This is a genomic window from Sodalis sp. RH22 (genome assembly GCF_047324165.1).
Classification (GTDB): Bacteria; Pseudomonadota; Gammaproteobacteria; order Enterobacterales; family Enterobacteriaceae; genus Acerihabitans.
Genome location: NZ_CP178731.1, coordinates 338149 through 363592, shown reverse-complemented (window position 1 = coordinate 363592; position 25444 = coordinate 338149). Strand labels below are relative to the sequence as shown.

General features: G+C 51.2%; 19 protein-coding genes and 3 pseudogenes. 9 read left to right on the top strand and 13 right to left on the bottom strand.

All coding sequences use genetic code 11. The annotated features are described in order from the left end of the window. Positions 1-39: 39 nt before the first annotated feature. The 7 genes from ACL2XN_RS01585 to ACL2XN_RS01555 all read right to left on the bottom strand — a co-directional run bounded on the left by ACL2XN_RS01585 (position 40) and on the right by ACL2XN_RS01555 (position 9287). Positions 40-882 (bottom strand): LysR family transcriptional regulator, encoded by an 843-nt coding sequence (locus tag ACL2XN_RS01585; protein ID WP_413729944.1) that lies wholly within the window; start codon positions 880-882, stop codon positions 40-42. A 339-nt stretch (positions 883-1221) separates the two neighbouring features. After that, positions 1222-2463: an MFS transporter gene (locus tag ACL2XN_RS01580; protein ID WP_413729943.1), complete on the bottom strand. Its 1242-nt coding sequence runs from the start codon at positions 2461-2463 to the stop codon at positions 1222-1224. A 451-nt stretch (positions 2464-2914) separates the two neighbouring features. After that, the gene (locus ACL2XN_RS01575; protein WP_413729942.1) at positions 2915-4429 is read right to left on the bottom strand and encodes an amidase family protein; all 1515 of its coding nucleotides are present in this window, start codon (positions 4427-4429) and stop codon (positions 2915-2917) included. Positions 4430-5163: 734 nt separating this feature from the next. Next, positions 5164-6495, bottom strand: a complete 1332-nt coding sequence (locus ACL2XN_RS01570) for an MFS transporter (protein WP_413729941.1) — start codon at positions 6493-6495, stop codon at positions 5164-5166. Next, positions 6492-7148 (bottom strand): hypothetical protein, encoded by a 657-nt coding sequence (locus tag ACL2XN_RS01565; protein WP_413729940.1) that lies wholly within the window; start codon positions 7146-7148, stop codon positions 6492-6494. The genes ACL2XN_RS01570 and ACL2XN_RS01565 overlap by 4 nt, the downstream gene beginning before the upstream one ends. Before the next feature lie 34 nt (positions 7149-7182). Next, the gene (locus tag ACL2XN_RS01560; protein WP_413731039.1) at positions 7183-8556 is read right to left on the bottom strand and encodes an amidase; all 1374 of its coding nucleotides are present in this window, start codon (positions 8554-8556) and stop codon (positions 7183-7185) included. Positions 8557-8570: 14 nt separating this feature from the next. Further along, entirely contained in the window at positions 8571-9287 is a 717-nt protein-coding gene (locus ACL2XN_RS01555) for a DUF2848 domain-containing protein (RefSeq protein ID WP_413729938.1), read from the bottom strand. A 171-nt stretch (positions 9288-9458) separates the two neighbouring features. On the opposite strand from ACL2XN_RS01555, the gene ACL2XN_RS01550 reads away from it, so the two are divergent. From ACL2XN_RS01550 to istB, 4 genes and pseudogenes are all read left to right on the top strand, one after another. Further along, positions 9459-10100 (top strand): GntR family transcriptional regulator, encoded by a 642-nt coding sequence (locus ACL2XN_RS01550; protein WP_413731038.1) that lies wholly within the window; start codon positions 9459-9461, stop codon positions 10098-10100. 494 nt (positions 10101-10594) lie between these two features. Then, positions 10595-10984: pseudogene (locus tag ACL2XN_RS01545) on the top strand (Arm DNA-binding domain-containing protein); the annotation flags it as partial. Further along, positions 10978-11414 (top strand): annotated as a pseudogene (locus ACL2XN_RS01540) (IS21 family transposase); the annotation flags it as partial. The pseudogenes ACL2XN_RS01545 and ACL2XN_RS01540, both read left to right, overlap by 7 nt. Then, positions 11411-12176: pseudogene (gene istB, locus ACL2XN_RS01535) on the top strand (IS21-like element helper ATPase IstB). The pseudogenes ACL2XN_RS01540 and istB, both read left to right, overlap by 4 nt. Before the next feature lie 60 nt (positions 12177-12236). Here istB and ACL2XN_RS01530 read toward each other — a convergent pair. Continuing rightward, positions 12237-13169 carry a LysR family transcriptional regulator gene (locus tag ACL2XN_RS01530; protein WP_413723074.1) on the bottom strand — a complete coding sequence of 311 codons (933 nt, stop codon included), beginning with the start codon at positions 13167-13169 and terminating at the stop codon, positions 12237-12239. 85 nt (positions 13170-13254) lie between these two features. Here ACL2XN_RS01530 and ACL2XN_RS01525 point away from each other — a divergent pair, with 85 nt between their 5' ends. Both ACL2XN_RS01525 and ACL2XN_RS01520 read left to right on the top strand, forming a co-directional pair. Then, entirely contained in the window at positions 13255-13803 is a 549-nt protein-coding gene (locus ACL2XN_RS01525) for a nuclear transport factor 2 family protein (RefSeq protein ID WP_413723075.1), read from the top strand. An 18-nt stretch (positions 13804-13821) separates the two neighbouring features. Continuing rightward, a complete protein-coding gene (locus ACL2XN_RS01520; RefSeq protein WP_413723076.1) occupies positions 13822-14226 on the top strand; it encodes a nuclear transport factor 2 family protein in 405 nt (134 codons plus the stop codon). A 281-nt stretch (positions 14227-14507) separates the two neighbouring features. On the opposite strand, the gene ACL2XN_RS01515 is transcribed toward ACL2XN_RS01520, so the two are convergent. The 3 genes from ACL2XN_RS01515 to ACL2XN_RS01505 form a co-directional block, all read right to left on the bottom strand. Beyond that, positions 14508-15419 carry an SDR family oxidoreductase gene (locus ACL2XN_RS01515; protein WP_413729937.1) on the bottom strand — a complete coding sequence of 304 codons (912 nt, stop codon included), beginning with the start codon at positions 15417-15419 and terminating at the stop codon, positions 14508-14510. 483 nt (positions 15420-15902) lie between these two features. Next, complete coding sequence (locus ACL2XN_RS01510; RefSeq protein WP_413728152.1) at positions 15903-16787, bottom strand: FAD:protein FMN transferase; 885 nt, start codon at positions 16785-16787, stop codon at positions 15903-15905. 187 nt (positions 16788-16974) lie between these two features. Beyond that, positions 16975-17553 carry a nucleotidyltransferase family protein gene (locus ACL2XN_RS01505; protein WP_413729936.1) on the bottom strand — a complete coding sequence of 193 codons (579 nt, stop codon included), beginning with the start codon at positions 17551-17553 and terminating at the stop codon, positions 16975-16977. 957 nt (positions 17554-18510) lie between these two features. Between ACL2XN_RS01505 and ACL2XN_RS01500 the strand changes: the two genes are divergently transcribed. From ACL2XN_RS01500 to ACL2XN_RS01490, 3 genes are read left to right on the top strand one after another with little or no spacing between them, the layout of a single operon-like run. Beyond that, positions 18511-18999 (top strand): (2Fe-2S)-binding protein, encoded by a 489-nt coding sequence (locus ACL2XN_RS01500; protein ID WP_413728150.1) that lies wholly within the window; start codon positions 18511-18513, stop codon positions 18997-18999. Next, positions 18996-19988: an FAD binding domain-containing protein gene (locus ACL2XN_RS01495; protein WP_413723081.1), complete on the top strand. Its 993-nt coding sequence runs from the start codon at positions 18996-18998 to the stop codon at positions 19986-19988. The genes ACL2XN_RS01500 and ACL2XN_RS01495 overlap by 4 nt, the downstream gene beginning before the upstream one ends. Next, positions 19985-22372 (top strand): xanthine dehydrogenase family protein molybdopterin-binding subunit, encoded by a 2388-nt coding sequence (locus tag ACL2XN_RS01490; protein WP_413729935.1) that lies wholly within the window; start codon positions 19985-19987, stop codon positions 22370-22372. The genes ACL2XN_RS01495 and ACL2XN_RS01490 overlap by 4 nt, the downstream gene beginning before the upstream one ends. A gap of 41 nt (positions 22373-22413) precedes the next feature. On the opposite strand, the gene ACL2XN_RS01485 is transcribed toward ACL2XN_RS01490, so the two are convergent. Beyond that, positions 22414-23379: an XdhC family protein gene (locus ACL2XN_RS01485; RefSeq protein WP_413729933.1), complete on the bottom strand. Its 966-nt coding sequence runs from the start codon at positions 23377-23379 to the stop codon at positions 22414-22416. A gap of 487 nt (positions 23380-23866) precedes the next feature. Further along, complete coding sequence (locus ACL2XN_RS01480) at positions 23867-25201, bottom strand: NTP/NDP exchange transporter (protein ID WP_413729932.1); 1335 nt, start codon at positions 25199-25201, stop codon at positions 23867-23869. Between the last annotated feature and the right edge of the window lie 243 nt (positions 25202-25444).

Below are 25444 nucleotides of genomic sequence, written 5' to 3'. Positions count from 1 at the left end.
TGTGAAAACTTACCAAGATGAGTTGATTGAAACAGTTTTTTAAACTTCTCGAAAAGCGCTGGCAATAGCACGTAAGGCTCCTCTTGTTCTCTTGTCAGATAAAGAGGAATGAAGGACGATTGAAAATGAAGGGAGAACAGGAAGACCAAACTTGGGACCAACCTCAACGAGTTCAGGAGAAGCTAGTCTACGTGAAAATGCTCCAATTGCGAGTCCCGCCGATATCGCGGCAATGACTACCGATAATCCTCCACCGACGAACACTTCTGTCCAGCGGATTGAGGCCTGTTTCAACGCCTTGGCCGCTAGATCGCGCACTCCACAATCAGGGGTGAGGCTAGCCAAACGTAAAGGCTCATCTGAACGATATTCGAAGTCAGGTGCGGCAAACCAACCGAAGTGCTCTGGGCATAAGACAGTGCCATCCCGTCTAGCATCATCGCTACGTATTATTACAGCATCAAGTAATCCGTTACTAAAATCGTCGAGTAATACTCGCGAACTGTCAAGTTTGACTTCAATTAAAAATGAGGGGTCCAATGATTTCAACCTGGAGAGGATTTTTGGTACTTCTGGGCCCATCACATAACATGCAATGCCAAGTTTAAACTGTCTCCTGGTAGCAGCTAGACTGGTAATTGCGCGTTCATGCGCCTCAAGAAAATTCCGGGCGGACTCAATGAATAACTCGCCGGGTGATGAGAGCCGCACGTGACGTGGCGTCCGTTCAACCAACCGTTGCCCCAGCCGGTCTTCGAGACGTTTCAGCTTGACGCTAAGTGCCCCTTGCGTTGTACCTAGCTCCTCAGCTGCACGAGTGAAGCTCTTTAAATCAGAGATCACAACGAAGGCTCTTACCGAGTCGACATCAAGGCTAATCATATGGATCATTCCATTTTGTTGTCATGGAAACACTTAAACATACGATTATGATGTGGTCAAGCGAATGCTACTATATACGAGAAAAACGGCATTCCATCAATACTTATTTCGACTTAGTATAGAGTAAACCGACTGACATCAATGTTAAGAAATAATACAACCTAAACACTGTTGCCAAAGGAAGAAGCTGTCCTCACCAGTTCGATCAAACATCGCTATATTATTTGGGCTAGCACTAATGTCCAATACAATTGATTTATCCTTTACATCGCCTAAATGGCGATGTCGTCAATAGTTACTGCCACTTTGGCAACTACAGTAACTATAAAAAATAAATGCCTACGCAATCGTAGATGCTCTCCTATGCGTACCACGAGCACGAAAGAGCGCGAGCACGAACCCTATAAAAGACAGCAGAATCAGGCTACTACCATATAGATTCGCGACAGATAAAAGGTCAAGATGTTGGGCCATGTATCCTGCAAGGATCGCTGGAATGCTATTAGCCAAATAACTTTCTACGTAAAAAGCGGCCATTAGCCCTGCTCGTTCAGTTGGCTCAGCAAGTGGTACTATGCTTCTGATTGCACCAAGAAACCCTGAACCGAATCCGACCCCAGCGATAGCTGATCCGGTTAGCAAAACCACCGTCAATCCTAGATTAGCGCCGGCAAGGATGATGGACATTCCAATCATCAACATTACAGCACCAATGACGAGTGCCCAGAATGCATTGCTACGCCGTACCAAAAAAATGGCCAAGCCACCACATAAGGTCAGGGTGGCGACATTCAGACCACCGAGCCAGACAGAAGTCGATTTAGTAGTCATGGCTATCAATGAGGGCATGAGCGACAGATAAAATCCACCGAGCGCCCATACCGCCACGTTAATGGGTGTAATCGCTAGTAATGTCGCCCTTGCTCGTTTGGGTATCGCAACACTTGGACGCAACGAACCTAACACGCCTGGGCGGCTCTCTGATGTTTCGGGAGTACGCCAAGTTTGCAATAACTGCACGAAGAAAAAAAGCAGCAATAATATGAAGACGAGGTGAAGCGGTGCTGGCGCGAGTTGTACCAAAGCGGTCGTGCCTAAGGCGCCAATAGCCATGCCACCCATCGTTGAAAGGCCATTGGTCAAAGCGCCGCGTTCCCGATCGAGGTCGATGAGGGCCGCGCCCAATGCTGCCGTAGCAAGCCCTGTTGCCACACCTTGAAGTGCTCTTGCGGTAATCAACCAACTGGGTCCACCAGCGGTAAGGAACAACCCCATAGCGGCGAGTTCCAGCGCCAGTGCAATACTGATGATAGGGCGTCGACCGATATAATCGGAGATACTGCCAGCCACAAGCAATGCTGATAGTAAGGCAAGTGCATAAATACCGAATATTAATGTCAACATTACCGATGAAAAATGCCATTGTGCTTGATACAATCGATAGAGAGGTGTTGGGGCAGTCGATGCGGCAAGATAAGCCGTAAGCGTCACAGTGTGTACAATCAGTGATGATTCAATGGGTAGTTTCAAACCGAGCGTAGAAAATTTCATAAATTTTTTTTTATTGAGATTGTTGGCCATTTTATTTCTCTCTTATGTTTTATGCCATTAATATTATTTCGCAGCGAATAAATATGTTTCCTATTTACATTTTATAAAACGCGAAGTTTTCGAGGAGAAATTATTAATTTTCATAATTGATCATATATATAACAGCACTGTATTCAATACTCTCTCTTTCTGAGTCATTATCTCAAACGGCCTTGCTCGCCAACACGCTTGAAATGTTATCCCACACGCCAATAATATAATGAATTTAGTATTGTAAGAAAATCACACAAATAAGGTTAGCTTCACACGAGCTTATTATTTAACATACCAGAAACAGCAATATTAAATAAATAAAATCAAACATAACTTAAATAAAGCAGTCGTGAAAACCTCCGCAACCGTGATCAACTTTACGGTTCAAACAGGTGATTACCCTATCAACTGACACCATAGTTTCAATTGAATTTTTCTAACAGGATTTTTAAAACTCGGGCAATGGTGCGGAGCCAAGAGCTTTTTCTAAAGACAGTCCCAGAGCAAGTAACTCTCTGTCATGTCCTTTTAAATTAGCGAATTCTATCCCAATAGGCATACCGTTACGTGCAAGTCCGGCGGAAAGCACGAGACTTGTCATGCCGGCACAGCTTCCTAGTGCTACGTTTCGACCGAAGGCATCAAATGCACTAATTTTCCGGCCTTCTTCAATCATAACTTCGTCTTCCTCTCCAATTTTTGGCGCTCGAACCATCGCAGCAGGATAGGCAAGCGCATGGACACCTTGATTTCGCATATAGGAGGTAAGGGCTGAAGTTAGCGCCGTTTTTCGAACTATTGCATTTTCATAGGCTTCCCGCGACGGAGTATTGGGGCTAAGAACCATAGAATCTACCAAGTTTTTTGTATTAGCTCCGAGATTTGCGTAAAGGTTATCAAAGGATACTCCGGTTTTTTGCTGTTTAAGAAATGCTGAAATGCAGCCTTTTAACTCATAAGATACGATAGTCCCAACTATGTCGGAGGATTTTTCAATATCTTTTATTGGGAATGAAACATCAATAATTGATGCACCAGCGTCTCTCAAACGGGTAATTGCATTGAAAGAAACGCGCTCAACTTCTGGGTCTAATCCTTCCCAGAATGCCACAGGGATAGCTATGACAATCTGGTTCAAAGGAAGTGGCTTTACCACACGGTAGTCGCTTGCGGCTACTTGATCGAACAAGATAACGTCTTCTACAAACCGGGCGAGTGATCCAACTTGATCAAACGATTTGGTTAGTGGCATGACACCGTCATCAGGATAGCGTCCACGACTTGGTCGAAAACCTACCAGCCCGCAAAAAGAGGCGGGCAAACGAATAGATCCCCACGTATCTTCAGCTACCGCTAATGGTGCTATCTTGGAAGAAACGGCTGCAGCTGAACCTCCGCTACTGCCACCGGTACTACATTCCATGTCGTAGGGATTGCGAACTGGCCCGAAGTTTTCGTTATTGCTCGTCCATCCGAAGGAAATCTCGTGTAGATTGGTTTTGCCCATAATGATGGCACCCTCATCTTTAATGAGTTTGATAATGCCTGCGTCGACAGCCGGTCTGAAATTCTTCAGAGACATCGTCCCATTCGAGGTTGGGAAAGAAGATGTATTGACGCTATCTTTTACCGGAATTGGCAGACCATGAAGCAGGCCCAGCGCCTTCCCTTGATTGCGGGCATTGTCAAGAGCACGGGAAGCTGTAAGCAAATTCTCATTATCCATCGTACAAAATACATTTAGGAGAGACCAACGTTCTGCTTGCGCGAGAAGTGCCTTCGCGTACGTCTCTGCTGTAAAAAAACCTTTTTGCATGGCAGTCACCGCCTGGACAGCACCAAGCTCTAGCATATTTGAATCATATTCAGAAATAGCTGGAACAATGGAGGAAGGTGGTTCATTCGGTCCCAATAGGTTTGGGGATGATTTTATGAATTCTATTTTATTGAAACGCTCGTTCATTCCTATTTTTTCCTATGTTTCAAAATTTTAAAAATATTTCGCAACGTATTGATATATCATTTTTCTCGTTTTATGAAATGCAAAATTTTCTATAGGTTAACCTTCATGCGCTTGAGATACCATGATAAACGGCACTCAACATAAAGAGATTTTATCATCCAAAATATTCAAAGCAGATCATAATCCAGTCACCTTTAATCCTGTGTTCACATGATCATATGGAAAGATGTATCACCCTTCCTGGTAACTATATAAACATTAGCACCATTGCGAAACAAAATTATTTTACATTTCAGTGATAACAATATTGGATAGGTCATATGAGCAAGTTGAAAATTAGGATAGTGCAGTTTAAACAAAATAACGCGATCGCGATCTTCGGTCGCTGAAAAAGATGAACCCCACAAAAAAACATGGGGTTCGTCAGCAGTCTGAAGCCCGTTAGTTAGCGGGCTTTTTGGTCTTCTGCCTGATGGCAGAGTTTTCTACGCTTCTATTTTCCTCTCACTGTCAAACACCGGCACTTATTACGACATAGAAGGTTTCAAACGATTTAGCCATACCCGTAAGGGTTCATCCAGAGTTACCCCCCCCATTTCATCTAACGTTGTGCGCGCCCCATGGGATTCATGGCACAAGTGAATGCCCGCCTTGGCAACGAGCGTGGCCAGTCGCCCACCAGAATATGCAGATGGGCTAGGAAAATGGCTTATCGCGCCGGCGCACGATGTGGATTATAAAGGTTTATGCGCTGTCTCTTTGGCGGCGAAAACCGCTACCAACGTGATCAGCAGTGCCAGTGTCACATAGGCGGAAATGGCCAGCGTACTGTTATACTCTTTATAGAGTGTGGTGATAATCAACGGGGCAAAGCCGCCGCCGACAATACCTGCCAATGTATAGGCCAGGGACGAACCGGCATACCGTACGCGCGTCGGAAACTGTTCGGTCACGAACGCCGCCTGCGGGCCGTACATCATCGCATGAATCAATAATCCGATAATTACCGCCAGGCAGATAAGCACCGGCTGGGTACTGTCGAGCAACACGAAAAAGGCATAGGCCCAGACGATCGCCAGCAGTGCGCCGACAATATAGACCGGACGGCGGCCGAAGCGGTCGGATAGCGCGCCGAACACCGGTACCGTAATCGCATTGCCCAGCGCGCCGAGCATAGTGGCGGTCAGCGCCAGCGGACGCGGCAGATGCAATACGGTGGTGACGTAGGTCAGCGTGAATACCACCACCAGCGCATACAATACATCCGACCCGATGCGTGACCCGCCGGCGATAAGCAGCGGTCGCAAATGTTGACTAAACACTTCTTTTACCGGGGTGTGGGTAGTGTTTTTGGCCTGTTCCAATTTGAGGAACGCCGGCGTTTCGCCCACGCCGCTACGCAGCCATAAGCCGAAGATTACCAGTAGCAGACTCAGCAAAAACGGCACGCGCCAGCCCCATAGCTGGAAATCTTCCGCGGGCATCATCACCGTGACCAGCGTGATAAACCCGGTCCCAATCAGGGTGCCACAGGAAGGGCCGACCTGGGCGAAGGAGGCGTTGCGCCCGCGCTGTCCGGCGTCGCCATGTTCCATTGACAGCAATACCGCCCCCGCCCATTCGCCGCCGAGCGCGATACCCTGGATAAAACGCAGCGTAACCAGCAGCAGCGGACTCCAGACACCTAAAGACGCGTAACCGGGTAACAGCCCCATCAGCGCGGTGGTGACGCCCATGATGATAAGCGTCGCCACCAGCACGAAGCGACGCCCCATCACATCGCCCAGGTGGCCAAACAGAATGCCGCCGATGGGCCGCGACACATAACCGACGGCGTAGGTGGAAAAGGCCAGGATAGTACCCACCAACGGATCGAATGAAGGGAAAAAGACATGATTGAAAATCAGCGCCGCCATGATGTTGTAAACGGTGAAATCGTACCATTCCAGGGCAGTGCCGATCGAACTGGCCGCGGCCAGCCGACCGGTATTGGGCGGCAGGCGCACAATACCGTCCAACGCGTCGACGTCCTTTGGAATAACGTTATTCTCGCTGGAAAGGTTCATGATTTGAGCTCCTGTGCGCTAAGCTGCCAGCTCAGGCCGTAGTACTGCACCTCGCCGTGAGGGTGTTGCAACGTCTGGCAGGCGCTCGCCGCAAATGTCCGGCTGGCCTCGGCGCTGCTGCTTTCAAGCAATATCATGGGCAACAGTTCTCTGTTGTCGCGCGACTCATTGGGCAACGGTGAACTGAGGGTTTCGTCGGGCGTCAATAGCGAACAACGGACAAATCCGTTTTGTTCGCGCAACAACGCGCCAAGGGCGGCGACCTCGGCGTTAAGTTTGGTCCCCGGCGACCGGGAGGCCAGGACCAGGATAGCCAGGTAACTCCCCGTGCCGATCCCGGTCACCGACTCGACAGCGCAAACCCGACGCATCGGATCCTGCATTTTCGCCAGGTTAGCCACCGACCAGGGCGTTTGGCGGGTAAAGGCCGCATGGTAGGCTTGCGAGGTGAAACTCGCCAATGATTCGGTCAGATAGAGCCCCAGATACTTACGCCCGCCCTGCAAGGACTGATAGCGGGTGCCCGACAGAAATCCGGCAATGCGTACCCGCTCCTCCACGTGTTCCCGGTCATACCACCGGTTAAAATCCTCTTCATCCGCCGGCGCGATGCCGGTTGCGACCAACAGCATAGCGTTCGATCTGTGTTCCATGGGTACTCTCCTCAAGGTTAACGTCGATAGGAAATTATTTTCCCGCAGGGAACCGTGCTGCGCTCAGGCAGCGTTCAATTTGCAGCGCCCAATTCAGCAATGCACCGTCCCGCATCGGCAGGGACGCGACCATCAGCCCCACCGGCGCGGCGTCCACCGGTTGGCAAGGCAGTGATACGGCGCAACCGTCGAGAAAATTGATCATCGCCGGATTGCGCAGCACCGCGCCGTTGACACGGAAATAGGCATTTTCATCCGCGTCCAACGCGGCAATGGGCGGCGCAATCAGCGGCACCGTCGGCATCAGCAACGCGTCATACGAGCCGATGGCGGCAGCTACCCGGTGCTGCCAGTCGGCGCGCTGTCGCAGCAGTTGCCGTCGGTCGTTTTCGTCGAGCGCCTCGCCGCGGCGGATGCGTGAAATAACCCGGGGGTCGTACTGCGCGCTGTTTTGTTCAATCAAGGGCCGGTGCCATAACCAGGACTCCAGCGCGGTAAATCCGCCGGCGGCGTTGATGCGGGACAGTTCGGCAAATTCAACGCAGGGGATCTCTGTGATATGCGCGCCGGCCCGCCGCAGATGCGCCAAAGCGGCGGAAAACGCCGCCGCTACGTCGTCGTCGAGATCGTCGAGCACCAGCGTTTGCGGCACGGCAAAATGCGCCTGCGCCAGCGGTTTGTGGACCAGCGCCAACGGCCGGTCACTGATGATATTATCGAGCGCCAGGCAGCTGGACACGTCATGGGCCATCACCCCCACCGAGTCCAGCGCGGGAGACAATGGCAATACACCGGCGAGATCGATACGGCGTGCGGTGGGTTTATAGCCGGTCAGCCCGCAAAAGGCCGCGGGAATACGCACCGACCCGCCGGTATCGCTGCCAATCGACCCCAGGCACATGCCATCGCTGACGGCAACGGCGCCGCCGGAGGACGACCCGCCGGGAATGCGGCGCGTGGCCCGGTCATAGGGATTGGCCGGCGTGCCATAATGCGGGTTGATCCCCAAGCCGGAATAGGCAAACTCGGTCATATTGGTTTTGCCGACGATCACCGCGCCCGCGCGCAGCAGTTTGTCGACAATGACGGCATGACGCGCGGCGACGGGCGCATCGGCCAATACCACCGAGCCGCCGGTGGTGCTTTCGCCGGCCACGTCGAATAAATCCTTGATGGATATCGGCATGCCATCCAGGGAGGAAAGCAGCCTCCCTGCCCTCCGGCGCTCATCGGAGGCCGCCGCCCGTAGCCGCGCCTGCCGGCGATAAATGCGGGTAAAGACGCGCACGCCTTCACCCCGGGGATCATCCATTGCCGCCAAGGCCGCCTCTGTTAACTCCCGGGCGCTGACAGTGCCGACATTAAGCCGCTCCGCTGCCTGTGATAAGGCCATCTCGCTCTTTTTCATCATCGGTCCCCCCTTTACGCAACAACCGGTAATTCGGTGCAGTAATAGCGGTGAGTGATGGTCCGGCCCAGGACGTCATCTACCAGCGCCATTCGGAATTCCGTGGACGGTCGGATGCCACCGATGGCGGCCACCGTGCCGCAGACTATGGCCAGGCCGTCGATCGGCCCGGACGACGGAGTTAGTCCCCTTGCCAACATTTCTTGGCTAGAGAAATAGCACTCCAGCAGTTCGGCCGGTTTACGCAGGCTGGCCAACGTTCCTTGCTGATACAAACGAAGCTCGCCTTCCTCTTTGATCCAAGAGCGCAAGATGAGTTGGTCCCAGTGCCCCGCCACCTCATGCAGCGGCCAGGCGGTACGGGCTACCGGTTTGGCACAGATTTGCTTTGATAGCGCGACGCTGTGAGTTTCCAACCGACGATCGGTATGGTCGGACGCCAACGAGACGTAAAGACAGCCCTGATGGGAGAAGACCAGGGGTTCAACTTCGCCCGACGTCGCGCCGCCCATCACTTCGATAACCTCTTGCTGGCTTAACTGGTTGGCGGCCACGCGATAAAACAACGGTGTTGCACTTGGCCGGGGCACGCCCAGCGCTTCAAGTTCACTGATATGGTGCAGGATCGCTTCGGGATCGCGACCGGTCCAGCCGGCAACGATTAATTGATTAATGTCGGTCTGTAGGTGCCCGGCGCCAGTGGATCCGGGTAGCTCAAAGGTCAATTCCATAGTTGCCAGCTCGCTGTATTTAAGTGATTAAAGAAAACATCGTGAAATTTCACTCTATTTTCAGAAATGAAATAAGCGATTTTCATGCCACCTTTTGTGTAGAATGTCTAAAATGTTTTAAACAGGACATTACGCGTGAAATCTTCTGATACCGTGAGCCAAGATTTGCCGATGGACGATGAGTCCGATTTGTCGCTCAATGAACTGGCCTACCGCCGTTTTAAACAGGCGCTGGTAACGTTGAGCTATAAGCCGGGTGATTTTCTCAATACGGCGCAGGTGATGAATGAGCTGGCGATGGGCAGAACGCCGATCAACCAGGCAATCCACCGCCTGGCCAATGAGGGCATGCTGCAAATTATCCCACGTAAGGGTGTGATGGTATCGCCGCTCTCTATTGACGATGCGCTGGAGCTGATTGAGGTTCGGCTGGCGAATGAGATCTTATGTGTGAAATTGGCCAGCAAGCGAATTTCCGCTGCGGACGTTGCCAACCTACGGGAAATAAACGAATGGATTGCAGACGCATGCCATTCCCGAGAGCGGGATCGGATGATGGCCCTGGATTATCAGTTCCATCAATTGCTGGCGCAAATCGCCGGTAATGCAATGTTGGCGGACATTTTGCGGGTGCTGCATGCCAAGGCGCAACGATTCTGGGCCAGTTCGCTGTCGAAAGAGGGCCATATGCTGGAGGTTATCGAAGAACATCAGGCGATCATTGTCGCGCTGGCCGCACAGGACGGCGAGGCGGCCGCGCTTGCGGCAGAGGCGCATATTATATCGTTCCGCGGCGCCCTGCTTCGGGGATAGGCCAAATCACCCGATGTGGGCTTCGCTTGCAAATGACAGGCATCAAATTTTGAGCCATTAGCGCATATAACGTTGCACTGATGAAATACTGACTGGCCTCCCTTAGCGAGCACTTAGTTACTAAGTTACAGTAGTAACCTTGACCAGCACTATCATTTGAAGCTGGCGTCATATTTGATCGCCACACCCCATAATAGTACTGACCAAAAAGAAATCTCTTGCCACCTTATTTAAGTAAGTCCAAAATTGAGTCCAGTTCTATTTGATGAATATATAAAATTGTTTAATCTACAATTGGTTAGCGCATGGATTCAGGTCCAGTCAGAGGAGCCAAATTCTTGTTTTCATGCCGCTCCGCGAATCCTTATCTGAACTAGATTCAAAAAGTTAGCGTGAAAAACCTTCCCGATGCATTTTTGTTTTTCCCTCCGCATCGGGAGAATTTGGTGGTCAGATTTGGGGTCAAGTTGGTTCGATGACGGAGTGACCCCCAAATGTCTCTTAACGACACAAAAATCCGCAGCTCAAAACCATCCGCTAAACCCTTCAAAGTTTCCGATTCTCATGGCCTGTACCTTTTGATCAATCCCGGCGGTTCACGTCTCTGCTATATCAAATATCGCATCAATGGTAAGGAATCCCGGCTTGGCTTAGGGGCTTATCCCGATGTTTCTCTGGCTTACACCCGGCAGCAACGTGATGGCATACGCAAGCCGCTGGCGCAGAATATCAATCCAGCACAGCAACGTATCGCAGAGATAGCTGCCAGCTCCCCTGAAAAATCCTTTAAACACGTTGCATTAACCTGGCATAAAAGCAATCGAACCTGGTCACAGAACCACTCCGTACGTCTGCTTGCCAGCATGAACAATCACATCTTCCCGAAATGTGCCAACCCTACCGCGCGCAGACAAAGGGCAAGGTCGAGCGCTTCAACGGTTACTTGTGGCGTTCGTTTTATGTGCCGCCGGCAAGTCGTCTGAGCCAGAGCGGCTTGCAGCTCGATGTCGTCACCGCCAATGCCGAAGTGGCGCGTTGGCTGCGAGAAGTTGCCAACGACCGGGTGCACGGCACGACACAGGAAAGGCCGGCGGCACGGCTGGCAAAGGAAGTGCCCTGTCTACAGGCGCTGGCTGTGCCCTGGCGCGGGAATATCGCTGCTGCGCGGCCACAAGTGCAAGCCGCAAAGGAGCCCGCCCCGCCACGTCGGCCGGCAATCGTGCCTGAGCGGCTGGCAGAAACGACGCCTGAGCAGCACCCCTGGCCGTCTATGAGCAACTGCTGTTCAACGTCCGGCAAGGGATGGCGGTATGAACTTACAACATGAACGGATAGCCCGGTTGTGCGAGACGCTGAAGCTCTCCTTCATGGCACAAGGCTACGGCGCGGCGGCTCAGCAGGCGGCCAAGGATGAGACGGCTTACAGCGACTTCCTGGAGGCGTTGCTGCGCAAAGAGGTCGCGGGACGGAACGTGCGAAAACAAAGCATGATGACACGCATGGCGGGCTTCCCGGCGATCAAGACGCTGGAACAGTTCAACTATGACTTCGCCAAAGGCGTTAAGCGCAGCCAGATTGAAGAACTGGCCGGACTGGGATTTATCGAACGCAACGAGAACGTGGTGTTGGTCGGCCCCAGCGGCGTGGGCAAAACCCATTTGGCGATGGCGCTGGGTTACAAGGCAACGCAGGCCGGCATCAAAACGCGTTTTACGACAGCATCGGACTTGCTGCTGGCGTTGAGCACGGCACACGCGCAAAACGGTGATGCGCCGGGCCATCAAGGCTTACCGCCTGCTTATCATCGATGAAATAGGCTATCTACCGATGAACCGCGAGCAGGCCAACCTGTTCTTCCAGGTGATCGCGGCGCTCTACGAAAAGGGCAGTTTAATCGTGACCAGTAACCTGCCGTTCGGGCAGTGGGATGCAACGTTCGCGCATGACGCCACCCTGACGGCGGCACTACTGGATCGGCTGCTGCATCATGCCCATATCGTGCCGATTGCCGGCGAAAACTACCGACTCAAGCACCAACGGCAGGCCGGAATGGTTCATGGAAACAAAGTAGCCTGATCCAGCAGTGAAATCAGTGAAAAACCAGGACTTGCTGGTATTGATACAACCCCGGCTAAATTATCCGTTTCGCAACCAGTCAATAAATGCCCTCATCGCTGGCGATATAGCTTTACCCACGATCCAGCAAAGGTAATATCCATCAAACTGACTCTCCCATGCCTCGAGAACGCGATGAAGCGCGCCAGAGTCGAGATGAACACTCACTCTTTCCGCTGTGACCTGAGCAACGCCGATCCCCGCGATGGCAGCCCGATATTGACGTTCCCGGTCATCCACTACCAGATTTCCTGTAACGGAAATATTTTTTAACTGTCCATTAAAAGAAAACTGCCAGGGCTCTGGGGTCACCTTGCCCGGCCAACGCCAGCCAATGCAATTATGCTGGCTTAAATCTTCCGGCTGTTTAATGTTTCCACGTGCTTCAAGATAGGATGGCGCGGCCACCACTATTTGATGTAACCGCTCACCAATGGGAACCGCAACTAATCCTGGGTCAAGTACTTCACCAAGCCGTAGAGAGAGATCGAATCGTCCCGCCATAAGATCCGCGGGGCAGTCATTTATCGTGAGATCAATATGCACATCGGGGAAAGAGGCAAGAAAACCCGCTACCTTACAATCCAGAAACATTTCAGCAGCCGAACGAAAGGCATGAATTCGAATATTTCCTTTAACGATACTGCTTCGCGAATGCGCTTGCATGAACGCATCGGCAAGATTTTCCAGTAATGGCGCAGTTTGAAGATACAGCACTCGCCCCTCCTCAGTGAGACACACTGAGCGTGTGGTGCGATTTAAAAGTCTCAATCCCAAGCGCTCTTCAAGTCCCTGGATTTGTTGGCTGACCGCAGAGGCGGATATACCGAGTTTGTCCGCCACAGCCCTGAAGTTCAGTTTCTCCGCCACCATGATAAAAGTCTTAAGCGCCAAAAAATCCGAACGGCTAATCATTTCTACCTCTCTATTATTAAATTGCTCTAATAACTGCATCCAGTTATGGCTGTATTAATTAATTAAAAAGAACAATTATAATAGCGGCAATCCAGACAAACCAGCAAACTAGGAGAAGGGGCTAATGGTTGACAGAAACCGACTTACCTTAGAACAACGACTGCAGATAACGGAAGATAAGCTGGCCATTTATGAGCTTATTGCCTCTCATCCCCCCAGTGCCGACAGCGGGCTCGCTGAATATACGGCCTCTGTTTATATGGAGGATGGTGTGTTTAATCGAGGTGAAGGGTTAGATGGTGCTAAAGGCGTGAACGCGATCGCAGCATTTATACTCAGACCAGCACATGAAAAGGCAATTAAAAGCGGACTGGCACATTTTGCCGGGCTGCCGCTTATCGACTTACGAGGCGATACGGCTATTGTCACCTCCTATTTACAGCTATTACAGTTGGATCAACAGGGAGAACCACGTGAGATGGCCAACCATGGATATTCTACCGGGTATCGTATCCATCGGGTAGTGGTTAATCGTTGGGAGCTGGAACGTCACGATAATCGCTGGAAAATACGCAGCAGAACGCTTCTTCCTGTCGACGGAACCGATGCGCCGCGTCAACTGTTAGCCCGCGGTCTCTCTGATATTCTTAAAAGCACACGTCAGAATTCATAAACAGCCAGGAGATACATAATGAGTGAAGAAAATCGCCAGTTCTTATCGTCGCTTTTCCAGTCGGTAGCCAACCAAGGATGGGGAGAGAATTTTATGGCCGCATTACACGAGGATCTGGAATTTAATGCACTGGGAACTTCGCCAGTTTCAGGATGCTATCGGGGGAAGATAAACTACAGGAATAATCTTCTTAACCGCCTTGATGACAAACTGGAATCATGGCCTGTGCCAATCATCGATGCAATGATAGTTGACGGAGATTATGCCTGCCTGCGTTTCCATGCTACAGGCGGTAAAGGTAAAAACGGAGTGAACTTCAATATGCAATACTGCTGGGTACTGCGCATAAAGGATAAACAAATTGTAAAAATCTGGGGGTATTATGATTCGATCATCATGAATGCACTTTTTGAAAAGTCGTAACTAAAATTGAGTGACAGTTGTTTGATAAAAAATAACTTACCGCAAAAACATAGCTTTATACTAAAAAACAGTAGGGCTAATAATCAACTTCTATAAAAGAAGTATTGCTGAAATATAGTTATATTAAGATATTCATAAACCAGTGACGTATGCCATACTATGACCAACTCCCCTCTGGTTAATCCATCGCCAGGCTAGTAATGTTTAATGGGAAGAGATCACTGATATAAAGCCCCCGAGAGCACAGTCAGAGGGATCCATCAGCACTTCCCCGATGGAACTCAGTCTTTGAACCGCCCACGAACAGCATTAAGTTCGCGGATAAACGTGGGGGGTTCCTTGGCGAGGGGTAAACTGTCCCGGTCCCGAATGGCGTCGTAGCCGTCGATAGGATCGACCGGCAGTGCCGAGAAAAGCGGCTCCAGATCGGACTGGGCAGCGCCTTGTTCGGCGACCAGCTCAAAGGTTTTGCGATTGGCGGCAGGCGAGGTCAGCGAAGCGACGAGGACCTGGGCGATCTGGGCACGGGCAACTACACCGTCGGAAGGCGATCCGGCCCAGTGCGTGTCTCCTTGTCGCATCACGAGACGGTGCTGTTCGGGCGTATTGTAGTCAAACCATCCGGGACGAACGATGGTGTAAGGCAGACCACTGGCGCGCACAAGCCGCTCCCCACGCCGCTTCCAGTCGTGTCCGATAGTGGGTTTCGTGACGCCGACCGTGGTCATCAGAGCGATCCGCGCCGGGGCTTGCAAAACGCTCAAAATGTTGCGCACCGCGCCGTAGTTCACCTGCTCGGCTCCTTGCGGATCGTTCCCGCTGATGCCATGTGTGAAGATGATGCCTGTAACGCCTGCGACCGCGTCGTGCAGTGTCTCGGCCCGGGTCAGGTCACCCACGACGACCTGGACGCCAGCGGGGAACAATTTCGCCTGGCCCGGATCACGCACCAGAGCCCTGGTCTCATATCCCTTCCTGAATGCTTCCGCGACGACCGGTCTGCCGATGCTACCGCTTGCACCGACAACCAGGACAACAGGTTTATTTGTACTCATTAGCTTCTCCGGTCCGGGATCACTATCAGTTGATTGTAAAGCCGCCTGCGGCTGCTTCGAAGCGGCGATGGCAGTGCCGGCTAACAGTAAATGAGCAAGCATGAGCGTCAGAAATATTTTGCAGGCGAAACAATTCATGTCGCACACTCCCTGAGTGATATCAATAAGATGTTATATCGCACGGCTCCGCCATCGAGTGAATTGCTGCATTGCTTTGCCTCTTTGTCGAGACAAACCATCACCCCAGGGATCGACGTAAGCGGGCGGTGCGGCAGTCGGCGACGCCCGAATATGAAGCACATTGAGAACCCGAACGGAAGCGGCATTGCCAGTGGTCTGTGTTTGTCTAAATCCAGCATCGATGAATTCAAATGCGACAAACGGTCCTCATTAAAGCTATAAGGTGCAAACAGGGCATAGCGCCAAGCCGGGATGACATTTATGTCCTCACATTGAATTCTTTTTCAGCACGACCCATCTTACGTAGGAAGCTGACTTTAATTAAGAGGGTTATAACGCATTCAATGTTGAATGAAATTAATAAATAACTTCACGTCAGCGCCGGATTAACGGCTCTGGCGGTAAGCAATGTTCTGTGCAACCGTTAGCGTTTCGCAAACCTCAGAAATAGAGTTCACCTTTAAAATTCCCGGAAGCTTCTGCGTGTCCATCGGCAAACATCCTTACAAATTCGAAATCGAAATAATCCACCAGTTGTTCCTGTCCGACAAAAAACAGCGCCGTCGCCAGGCCATCCGCGGTGGCGGCATCGTCGGCAACAGCCCAGGTTGCAACGACATCTCGAACCGGTAGTCCTGTGCGGGCATCAAGCACATGATGGAGTCCATCACCCCATGCCCGTCGGTTAACTGCGGATGCACACAGCGCGCGTCCCTGTAAAGCGGCAACCCCGATCGCCATTGTGGGATTGAACGGATGCTCCAGCCCAATCCGGAGGGTGGATCTCCCAAAGTGACGGATATCACCACTGCCATCGACGACAAACTGGTCAAAACCTGCATCTCGGAGAATTTCAGAAACCATGTCCACCAGGTAACCTTTTCCCACAGCGCCAACATCGATCACAACAGCCCTGCGTGTGTTAAGCGAAGTTCCCTGACGCATAATGTCCTTCGACCAGACCGCTGTGTCACTCTCTATTACTGCGTTCCTGACCAGGTCAGGCGCGGGTTTAAGCGTATAATTTCTGTCATAACCGAGCAATTCGAGGGCACGCCCCACCAAGGGATCCACGGCACCGCCGGTTATGGCGTGCAGCCGGTCATAGAGAGAGAATAATGCGTGCGCATCCTCAGGAAAATCAAAACATCCTCCATTGGGCGCCGCGGCGATTCGAGACACCAGAGAATCTGCTCGAAAGCGCGAATAAACCGCCTCAAATAGCGCGATCCTATCAAGGATGGATTGACGCACACCGGTCCCCAATGGGATAAGCGTCTCGATTTCCCATCGGGTTCCAATGGCCTCAAATGAAAATTTTCCCATATACCGCCTTTTCAATACCCTCAAACTACCTTATGCGCCGCGGTATGCCTTTCACCTTACCGCATGGTTTATTTCCGCGGCATAACCATGAATTAATCACACGCAGCCGAGGTCAAGGGCCGAAGCGTCCCGATGGCTATTTCCACGCCGTGACACCCTATCCATCTTGAAATTAACAATAGTTACATCAGATTACTTGTGCATCAGGCATGGGCGGCAGGTCGATATCGGTAATCACCCCGCTATCGTTAACATCTATTAGCAAGGGGGGATACCTTCTCAGCACCTCTTTTGCCCCACAATCGCCCCGCAATTGCAAAAGCAAATCAATCGCCTGCGCGGAAAAACCTACCGGATGCCCTGGTTGATGACGATATACCGGCCTGACAGTCACATGCTGGTCAAGCGCAAGTGCAACTTGCTGATAAATAGCGTGGCTGACAAAAGGCATATCAGCTAATTGTACCAACCACCCTTTCCAGCCCCGACACGTATTTACCCCCGCGGCAATCGTTTCTCCAAGCCCATCGGTATCAGCACAGCTAAAAGTCACGTGGAAAGTCCGGCATATCTGATGAATTGACGTGTAAGAGGAACGAGTCACAACGTGAATCGGTAGTCCAGAACGACTCGCATTGAGCAAGGTCTGCTGGAACACAGTGACGCCATTATCAAGCAGATGCTCGAGTTTGAGTCCTATACCGCCGGCTGTTCGATATCGAAGCCCGTGACCGGCGGCGGCAATCAGTATACCAACAGGAAGCATTGCCCTTGCCCTCTCGCAACACATTCGATGAATCGCCCCATAACGTACAACCGTCGATATCATGATTAACCATTATAATTATACATCTCACATCTGGAAGGTTAACTTTATTGTGGTTTAGGCATTTTGTGACTGATAATCAAGATCTTGTTAACCTTATGCTATACCTGATCAATGAACCCATGACACATTGCATCCTCTCGCCAAAACGCGGCTATCTTCATTATGTATGAAATATTGTGTTGCCAAAGATCGTGTGGCGAATCGAGGCGTGTTTTCCAAACTCGGAATGACCCAGGTATAAATTTATGTATTAAATGCTATTAATCAATGCGTTAAAGAGATTTAATCACTAAATCTATCGCCTTTTATTCATGGTTTAATGGCGACAAACCCAGATCATATGATGAACAGTTATGAATAATTTTCACTAAGCCTAGCAAGTTTCAACAATAATCAATTGCTGCCCACCTGTTAAACTTACACGGTGAAAATGTTTACTGAATGTCAGCGTTTTGAATTTTACGGCATAGGATAGAGACAACATGACCCTACGTTATTTATGACGCTATCGCGGTTTCATATTGTCATGATTTAAGTTAAAAAACGTTTATATCATTAGAAAATAAAGCGTTTTTAGCGATGATAATAGAAGGGATTTTAAATATTAAAAAAGTAGATGCGCGATTAGAAATCTGCACCGGTGGCTGAGATATAGCAGTTAATCGTTATTATAATAAATACTGATTACGACTCTCTATTCAGATTGGTATTTTTAGACTCAAAATTGGGTTATGTCCATGCCAAGAGTAAACGATCCGATATTTATCATTTAATGCTTACATAGCTAAATCTTATAGTAACACCTTGTCAAAGGGATATTTGCATTCGCCATTATAACGAGAGCGCAACCTTGTTGCATTCAAGATGAATCCTACTTATTACTGGAATACAAATATGGCTGAAAACATACCGTTAAACATCATTGTCAATGGTGAGCCTCATGAGCTTTCTGTTGATCCCCGGGTTACCCTTCTGGACGTGCTGCGCGAGCACCTGGCGCTGACAGGCACTAAAAAAGGCTGTGACCAAGGCCAATGTGGTGCCTGTACCGTACATATTGATGGAAAACGCGTGCTGAGTTGCCTGACCCTGGCGGCGCAAGCAGACGAAAAACAGATAACAACCATCGAGGGATTGGTCAAACGCGATGGTACTTTACATCCTGTACAGGCGTGTTTTTTGCAACATGACGCTTTTCAGTGCGGTTATTGCACACCGGGACAAATTATGTCGGCGGTGGCGTGCATCAGGGAGGGACATGCCGGATCCGAACAAGAGATCCGCGAATACATGAGTGGCAATATCTGCCGCTGCGGCGCCTATCCGCATATCGTCGATGCCATCAAACAGGCGGCCCTTGCGCTGAATAAGGAGTCGGCATGAATGAATTCTCTTACCATCGGGCACAAACTTTAGATGATGCATTGTCGCAGGTCACCCCTGAAGGCGGGCGTATTCTGGCCGGCGGCACAACCCAACTGGATTTGATGAAGTGTAATGTTGAAAAACCGCAGCGGCTTATCGATATCACCCGCCTGCCCGGTTTGAGCGACATTTTTTTCTCGGCGCAGTCCATCCGGTTCGGGGCGCTGGTACGGATGAGTGAATTGGCAGCTCATCCGGATTGCCGCAATCTCGCTCCGGTTGTTTACGGCAGTCTTTGGCAGGCCGCCTCTCCCCAGATCAGAAATATGGCGACTATTGGCGGCAACCTGCGCCAGCGTACCCGCTGCGTTTATTTTCGCGATCCGGAAACATTTTCCGCGTGCAATAAGCGTCACCCCGGATCCGGGTGCGCCGCTCTTAAGGGCATTAACCGTAATCACGCGATACTTGGCGCAAGCGCCAGCTGTGTCGCGGTGTATCCGGGAGATTTGGCGGTCGCGCTCACGGCCTTCGACGCCAGAGTGATATTACGCAATACCGCCCAGCGTGAACGCAGTGTCCCTATTGGACAATTTTATCAATTACCTGGAACCACGCCTGACAAGGAACACGACATTGCGCCAGATGAGATCATTATCGCTGTCGAAATACCACGTGTTCCCGCGTTGGAACACTCCTATTATTTGAAAGTGCGCGATCGCGCGTCCTATGAGTTCGCCGCGGCCAGCGCGGCGGTGGGTATCGAACTGGATGGTCGAATGATCCGTGATGTGCATATTGCGCTCGGCGGCGTGGCCACCAAACCCTGGCGTGCAGTCCAGGTTGAAAACGCCTTGCGCGGCAAGACATTCAGTGAAGAAAACATCAGTGAAGCGGCACAGTTGGTCATCGCGGATGCCCGGCCATTGGAGCACAATCATTTTAAAATGGTGCTCGCGCCGAAGGTTATTACCCGCGCATTGCTCACCGCAGGAGGATTATCATGAAGCAAGAAACCGATAAGGTACGCCGCGGCTTGCTTAAAGCGACAGCCATTGCTTCCGTCGTCAATGGAAGCGGTATTGGTTTTGGTTCGGCGCAGGCGGCGCAACAAACCGGGACCGCCACGCCGCCCGAAACCGGGAAATATGAGGCCCTGGGGGCCGCCCGCCCGAGGGGCGACGGCGCGGTGAAAGTCAGTGGAGCAGCCACCTATGCTGTTGAACACCAGGTAGCCAATGTACTTTATGGCGTCGTCATTCAATCCACCATTTCCAGCGGCCGAATTATCGGTATGCAGACGGACGCCGCCCTGGGTGCGCAAGGGGTCGTCGCCGTTTACACCCATTTAAATACGTTGAAGATACACAGACCCACGCCGATATCCCAGGGGGGAGCGGCGCAATCAACCTATACTCCGCTTCAGGATGACCGGATTATCCACAACGGGCAAAATATCGGTATTGTGATTGCCGAGACTTTTGAGCAAGCCACCTATGCGGCCTCGCTGGTCAAAGTTGAGTATCAGGAGACGCAGGCCCTGATCGCGGCGACCGATCCCAACGCCAAGCCTAAAAACATGGATGCGCTTAGCATCAATATCGGCAATGCACAGCAGGCTATGGCCAGCGCCGACGTTAGAATAAGCGGCCATTACATCACGCCACGCGAATACAATATGCCGATGGAACCCCATGCCTGTATCGCCCAATGGCAAGATAACAAGCTGACGGTATGGGAGCCAAGCCAGTGGGTGGCGGGCGCCCAGGTGGAGATCGCCGAATGGATGGGCATCGACAGGAGCGATGTCCACATTATTTCTCCTTATGTCGGCGGGGGATTTGGCTCCAAACCGGTGCCCTACAGTCATGTTGCGCTGGCCTGTGCCGCGGCACGGGAGTTAAAACGTCCGGTGAAAGTGTCGTTAACCCGGCCGCAGACGTTCACCGGTTTTGGCGGACGAGCGGCGACCTCACAACATTTAGAGATGGGCGCGACGCGTGACGGCAAGATAACGGCCATTATTCACGACAGTTTTAGTGAAACATCCTTAGACGACGTTTACGCTGAGAACTGCAATCGTGTGACGGCGCGGCTGTATGGCATTCCCAATGTGCAGTCCCGCCATCGTGTCGTGCCTATCAATACCGTGACTCCGGGCTGGATGCGCGCGCCGGGAGAAAACCCCAGCGCCTTCGGTTTGGAAGTGGCGATGGATGAAATGGCTTATGCGCTTAATATCGATCCGCTTGAACTCAGGTTGCGTAATTGGGCTGATCATGACTATCAGCTCAACAAACCCTGGAGCCTGCGCCGGTTGCGCGAAGCTTACCTTGAAGGCGCGAAAGCCTTTGGCTGGGATAAGCGCAGCATGGCGCCGCGGTCAATGCGCGAAGGTCGTGAGCTCATCGGCTGGGGTATGGCCTCGGGAACCTATCCGGTAAACCTTCAGCCCGCTGAAGCAAAACTCATTTTGCAACCCGACGGCAAGTTTATTTTGCAGAGCGCCGGGGCGGATATAGGAACCGGGACCTATACCATACTGGCGCAAACGGCCGCGGAAGTACTGCAAATCCCCTCAGAAAAGATAACCGTGCAGCTTGGCGATACCTTTTTGCCCAGGGCTGGTGTTGCCGGTGGCTCCCAGCTCGCTGGCAATCTGGCGGCCGCAGTGAATAAAACCTCTTCTTTGATGAGGGAGCGTTTGTTGACCTTGGCTGTCGAGACGCCGGATTCGCCGCTGCATGGGGTTGACCGCGGGCGTTTAGTGCTGGCTAATGGCGAAATCCGTATGGCGCTGCGCCCCAGTAAGACCATCACCCTATCACGATTGCTTCAGGTGGCGAATATGGACCGTCTGGAGGTGACAGGCGGCACATTTTCGCAGGATGCATCGTCTGAGGAGCGGGATAAAATTGTGGGAGCACTGAATACCATGACCCGGCCGCAGGATGTTTCCGCCCACAGCTGGAGCGCTCAATTCGTCGAAGTCAGGGTTGATCAGGATTTTGGCACCGTACGCGTCAAACGCATGGTAGGCGCCTTTGATAGTGGCCGTATTTTTAATCCCACGCTCGCACGGAGCCAATGGATTGGCGGTATGATTATGGGGCTGGGCCAATCATTGCTCGAGGAAGGCATTATCGACCCTAATAACGGTCGGGTGATCAATAATAATTTGGCTGACTATCTGGTGCCGGTCAATGCCGACGTTCCTGAGATTGTCACCATTGATGTGGGCCAGCCTGACTACAAGGCGACAACCATGGGCGGTAAAGCCGTGGGAGAATTGGGTATTGTCGGGGTTGCCGCGGCGATAAGCAATGCGGTGTTTCACGCGACCGGCAAGCGTATCAGGGAACTGCCTATCACCATGGATAAATTGATTTAATAAGGAAGGGGCTTATCACCAATAAGCCCCTATAATCCTTGCTACGGGATATGATTTTTTTCTTTAACAATATGGCACATAACCGACAAGGCAATTTCCGCCGGGGTTTTACTGCCAATATTGATGCCGATAGGTGCATGCACCCGTTCCAGTTGCTGAGAGGTTAACCCCCCTATTTCAGCCAGCCGGCGTAACCGGGTATTGCTATTACGCTCCGACCCCATCACACCCAGATAAAACGCCGGGGTATTGACCGCTTCCATTAAGGTCAAATCATCAATACGCGGATCATGCGTCAATGCCACTATTGCAGTATTGGCATGGCAACCATTGAGCTCCAGGTACTTGGCGGGAAATACATTTTTCAGGATGGCCTGGCGGTGAATGCGATGTCTGAAGTTATCAAGGATATCGTCCCGAGTCTCACATATGATGGTTTCGAAACCCAGCCCAACGGCAAATTCCATGCAACAAATGGCCACTTCTGACAAGCCGGCGATGATGACGCGCGGCGCTGCCGCAATAGTCAGAACGATTTTTTCATCATGACGTTCTACCACCGTACTGCTACGCCATTCCGCTTTTTCAAGAGATTCGCAACTAAACGGCGGCGCAACGACTTTTCGCAAAGAAAATCGCCCGAGGAGCGCCTGGTGCAATTCCACAAGACGGTTTGTATAGTGCGATGCCACGGGTAAATACTCAATAAGAATATCAAGCACACCGCCGCAGGGCAATGTGCGATCAGGGGGCAACCCGCCCTCGCCATAACGGACAACCTGGCTTGCATGCCGGAACTCACCTTCCTGTATCCTGCGGATAAAATCTTCTTCGATACACCCTCCTGACAATGAACCGCAGAATTGACCTGCCATATTGATAGACATCATGGTGCCGGGTGGGCGGGGGGAAGAGCCAAACGTGTTCAATACGGTGCAAAGCCACACCGGTTGTGTTTTAATCCAATTAATTGCGTGTTCAATGACCATGATATCGAGATTTTGCATTCTTAGAGTCCCTGAAAATTTAGGTATTAAATTTTCGCGCAAGCTCAGTTAAAATATAGAAAAGCATGAACTTAGCTTCAACAAACGAAATATCAATTTGCCGTATCGCGAAACCCTTAAAGAATCCAAACACCCTATTCTTTTAGAAACATTGATTGCTAATAGAGTGACACCGCAGTAAATATAACTTTCTTTAATAAAATCAGCGAAGAACAAGAATACTTTAGTATAGCTAATAAAATAAAATTGACTATACCGATATATTGATAAGGCCTGTGAGTTTTTTTCATTAATTCAACTGGCTATTTTAGTAAAATTACATGAAATAAATATTCATCTATTATTTTTCATCGGCCATTCGGTATCTATTTCAGTGAGCATCTGAATGCCCTAGGGATATTATTGCGAATCAATCTGAAACAATTTAGCATATGACTTTTCCGCCAAATATCGGGCGATCACAGCCGTATGGCGCGAAAGCTTCATCTCAATCAGTCTCTCTGTTAACAGTTCTGGATAGCGTTAGCTGGCTGCGGGTCCCAAGCCAGACACTTAAGCCGAGCCAAAGCGCGGAAAGCGGCACGGCGACGATGGAAATACCCGTCATGCTCAACCCCAGCCCCACCAGTCCGGCATAGGTCCAGCCGGCGATCTGATCGCCGACGCGGTACACCACGGTATCGATGAAATTTTTTGCTTTATAGCGATCCTCGCGTGCCACCGAGGTGAACAGGACCTCGCGCGTGGGCCTTGCCAGGCTGAAATTCGTCACCCGGCGCATCACCTGTACCACGACGAATAAACCGATCGCCGGATAGGCGGCAATGCCGGCAAATCCCACCAGGCTAAACAGCGGCAGCGCGCACAGAGTAACCACCACACCCAGCCAGCCGATAAGACGTCCGGTCAGGAAAAGCTGTAAAACCAGGGTGATGGCATTCACCCAGAAATCTATACGGGCAAAAAATACCGTCCTGGCCGCGCTGTCCACAAAATTACCCTCGGCAATACTGGCCTGCTGAAAATACAAAAAGGTGGAGGTGACGCTATAAAACAACATGAAAAACGCAATGCCCAATAAATAGGGGGAGCGAAAGGTATGCGTCATGCCGGCGAACAGTCCCCCGCCCAGGGCCTTATTGGATTCGTCCCCCCGCAGAGGGCGTTGGAAGACATCGCTGACCCTGGACAGCCGGCGCGAAGCAAACACGGCCATCTCAAGCAGGATCATGGCAATGATAAGCAAACCGTTCTGCCCCACCATTTCAACAAAACCCGCCGTCAGGCTCGACCCCACCAAACCGCCGAGCGTCGCCCCGGCGGCCAGGAAACCAAACAGCCGCTTGCCTTGTTCACGGTCGAACACATCGACGATAAACGACCAGAATACCGACACCACAAACAGATTAAAGACGGAAACCCAAATAAAGAACGCCCTGCCGACCCACACCGATTGGCCGGGTGTGGCCACCGTCATCAGCAGCATGAAGATAAGCAGGTTGACGATAAAAAAACGATAGGTTACTGCAATAAAACGCTCGCGCGGCCATCGCCGCACCGCGGCGGCAAACAGGGGATTCACCGCCAGCATCGCCAGCAGCGTGCCGGTAAAAAGCCAGGGCAAATTGCGCACGCCGCCCGCCACGCCCAACTCATCCCGAATCGGCCGCAACACATAATAAGCCAGGAAAAGGGCAAACACATACAGCCAGGACCATGCCAGCGCCGGGATCTCTTCAGGTTGGATATTAACGATCCGTCGTAACGAACCGGTGAGTGTGGTGATAACTCTTTTTTTGCCATTGATCAATTTTGTGGGCATGGCATGACTATTCCGTCGTTTTCGGGTCTATTGAGCGTTAATGGGCCGTATCCAGAGTTTCCAGAACCAACGCAGCGATTATTCCAACATTAAACTTAACAGGCGCACACTGTATAAAACAGTCCGCAAATCCGCATAGACTTATGAAAATGGTGCATTAATGGTAATTTGCTCCTCCTCGGCGATGTCGCCTTTTCCACGCTATATCACCTATGACTGTTCCTAATGAATATGAAGGGATGG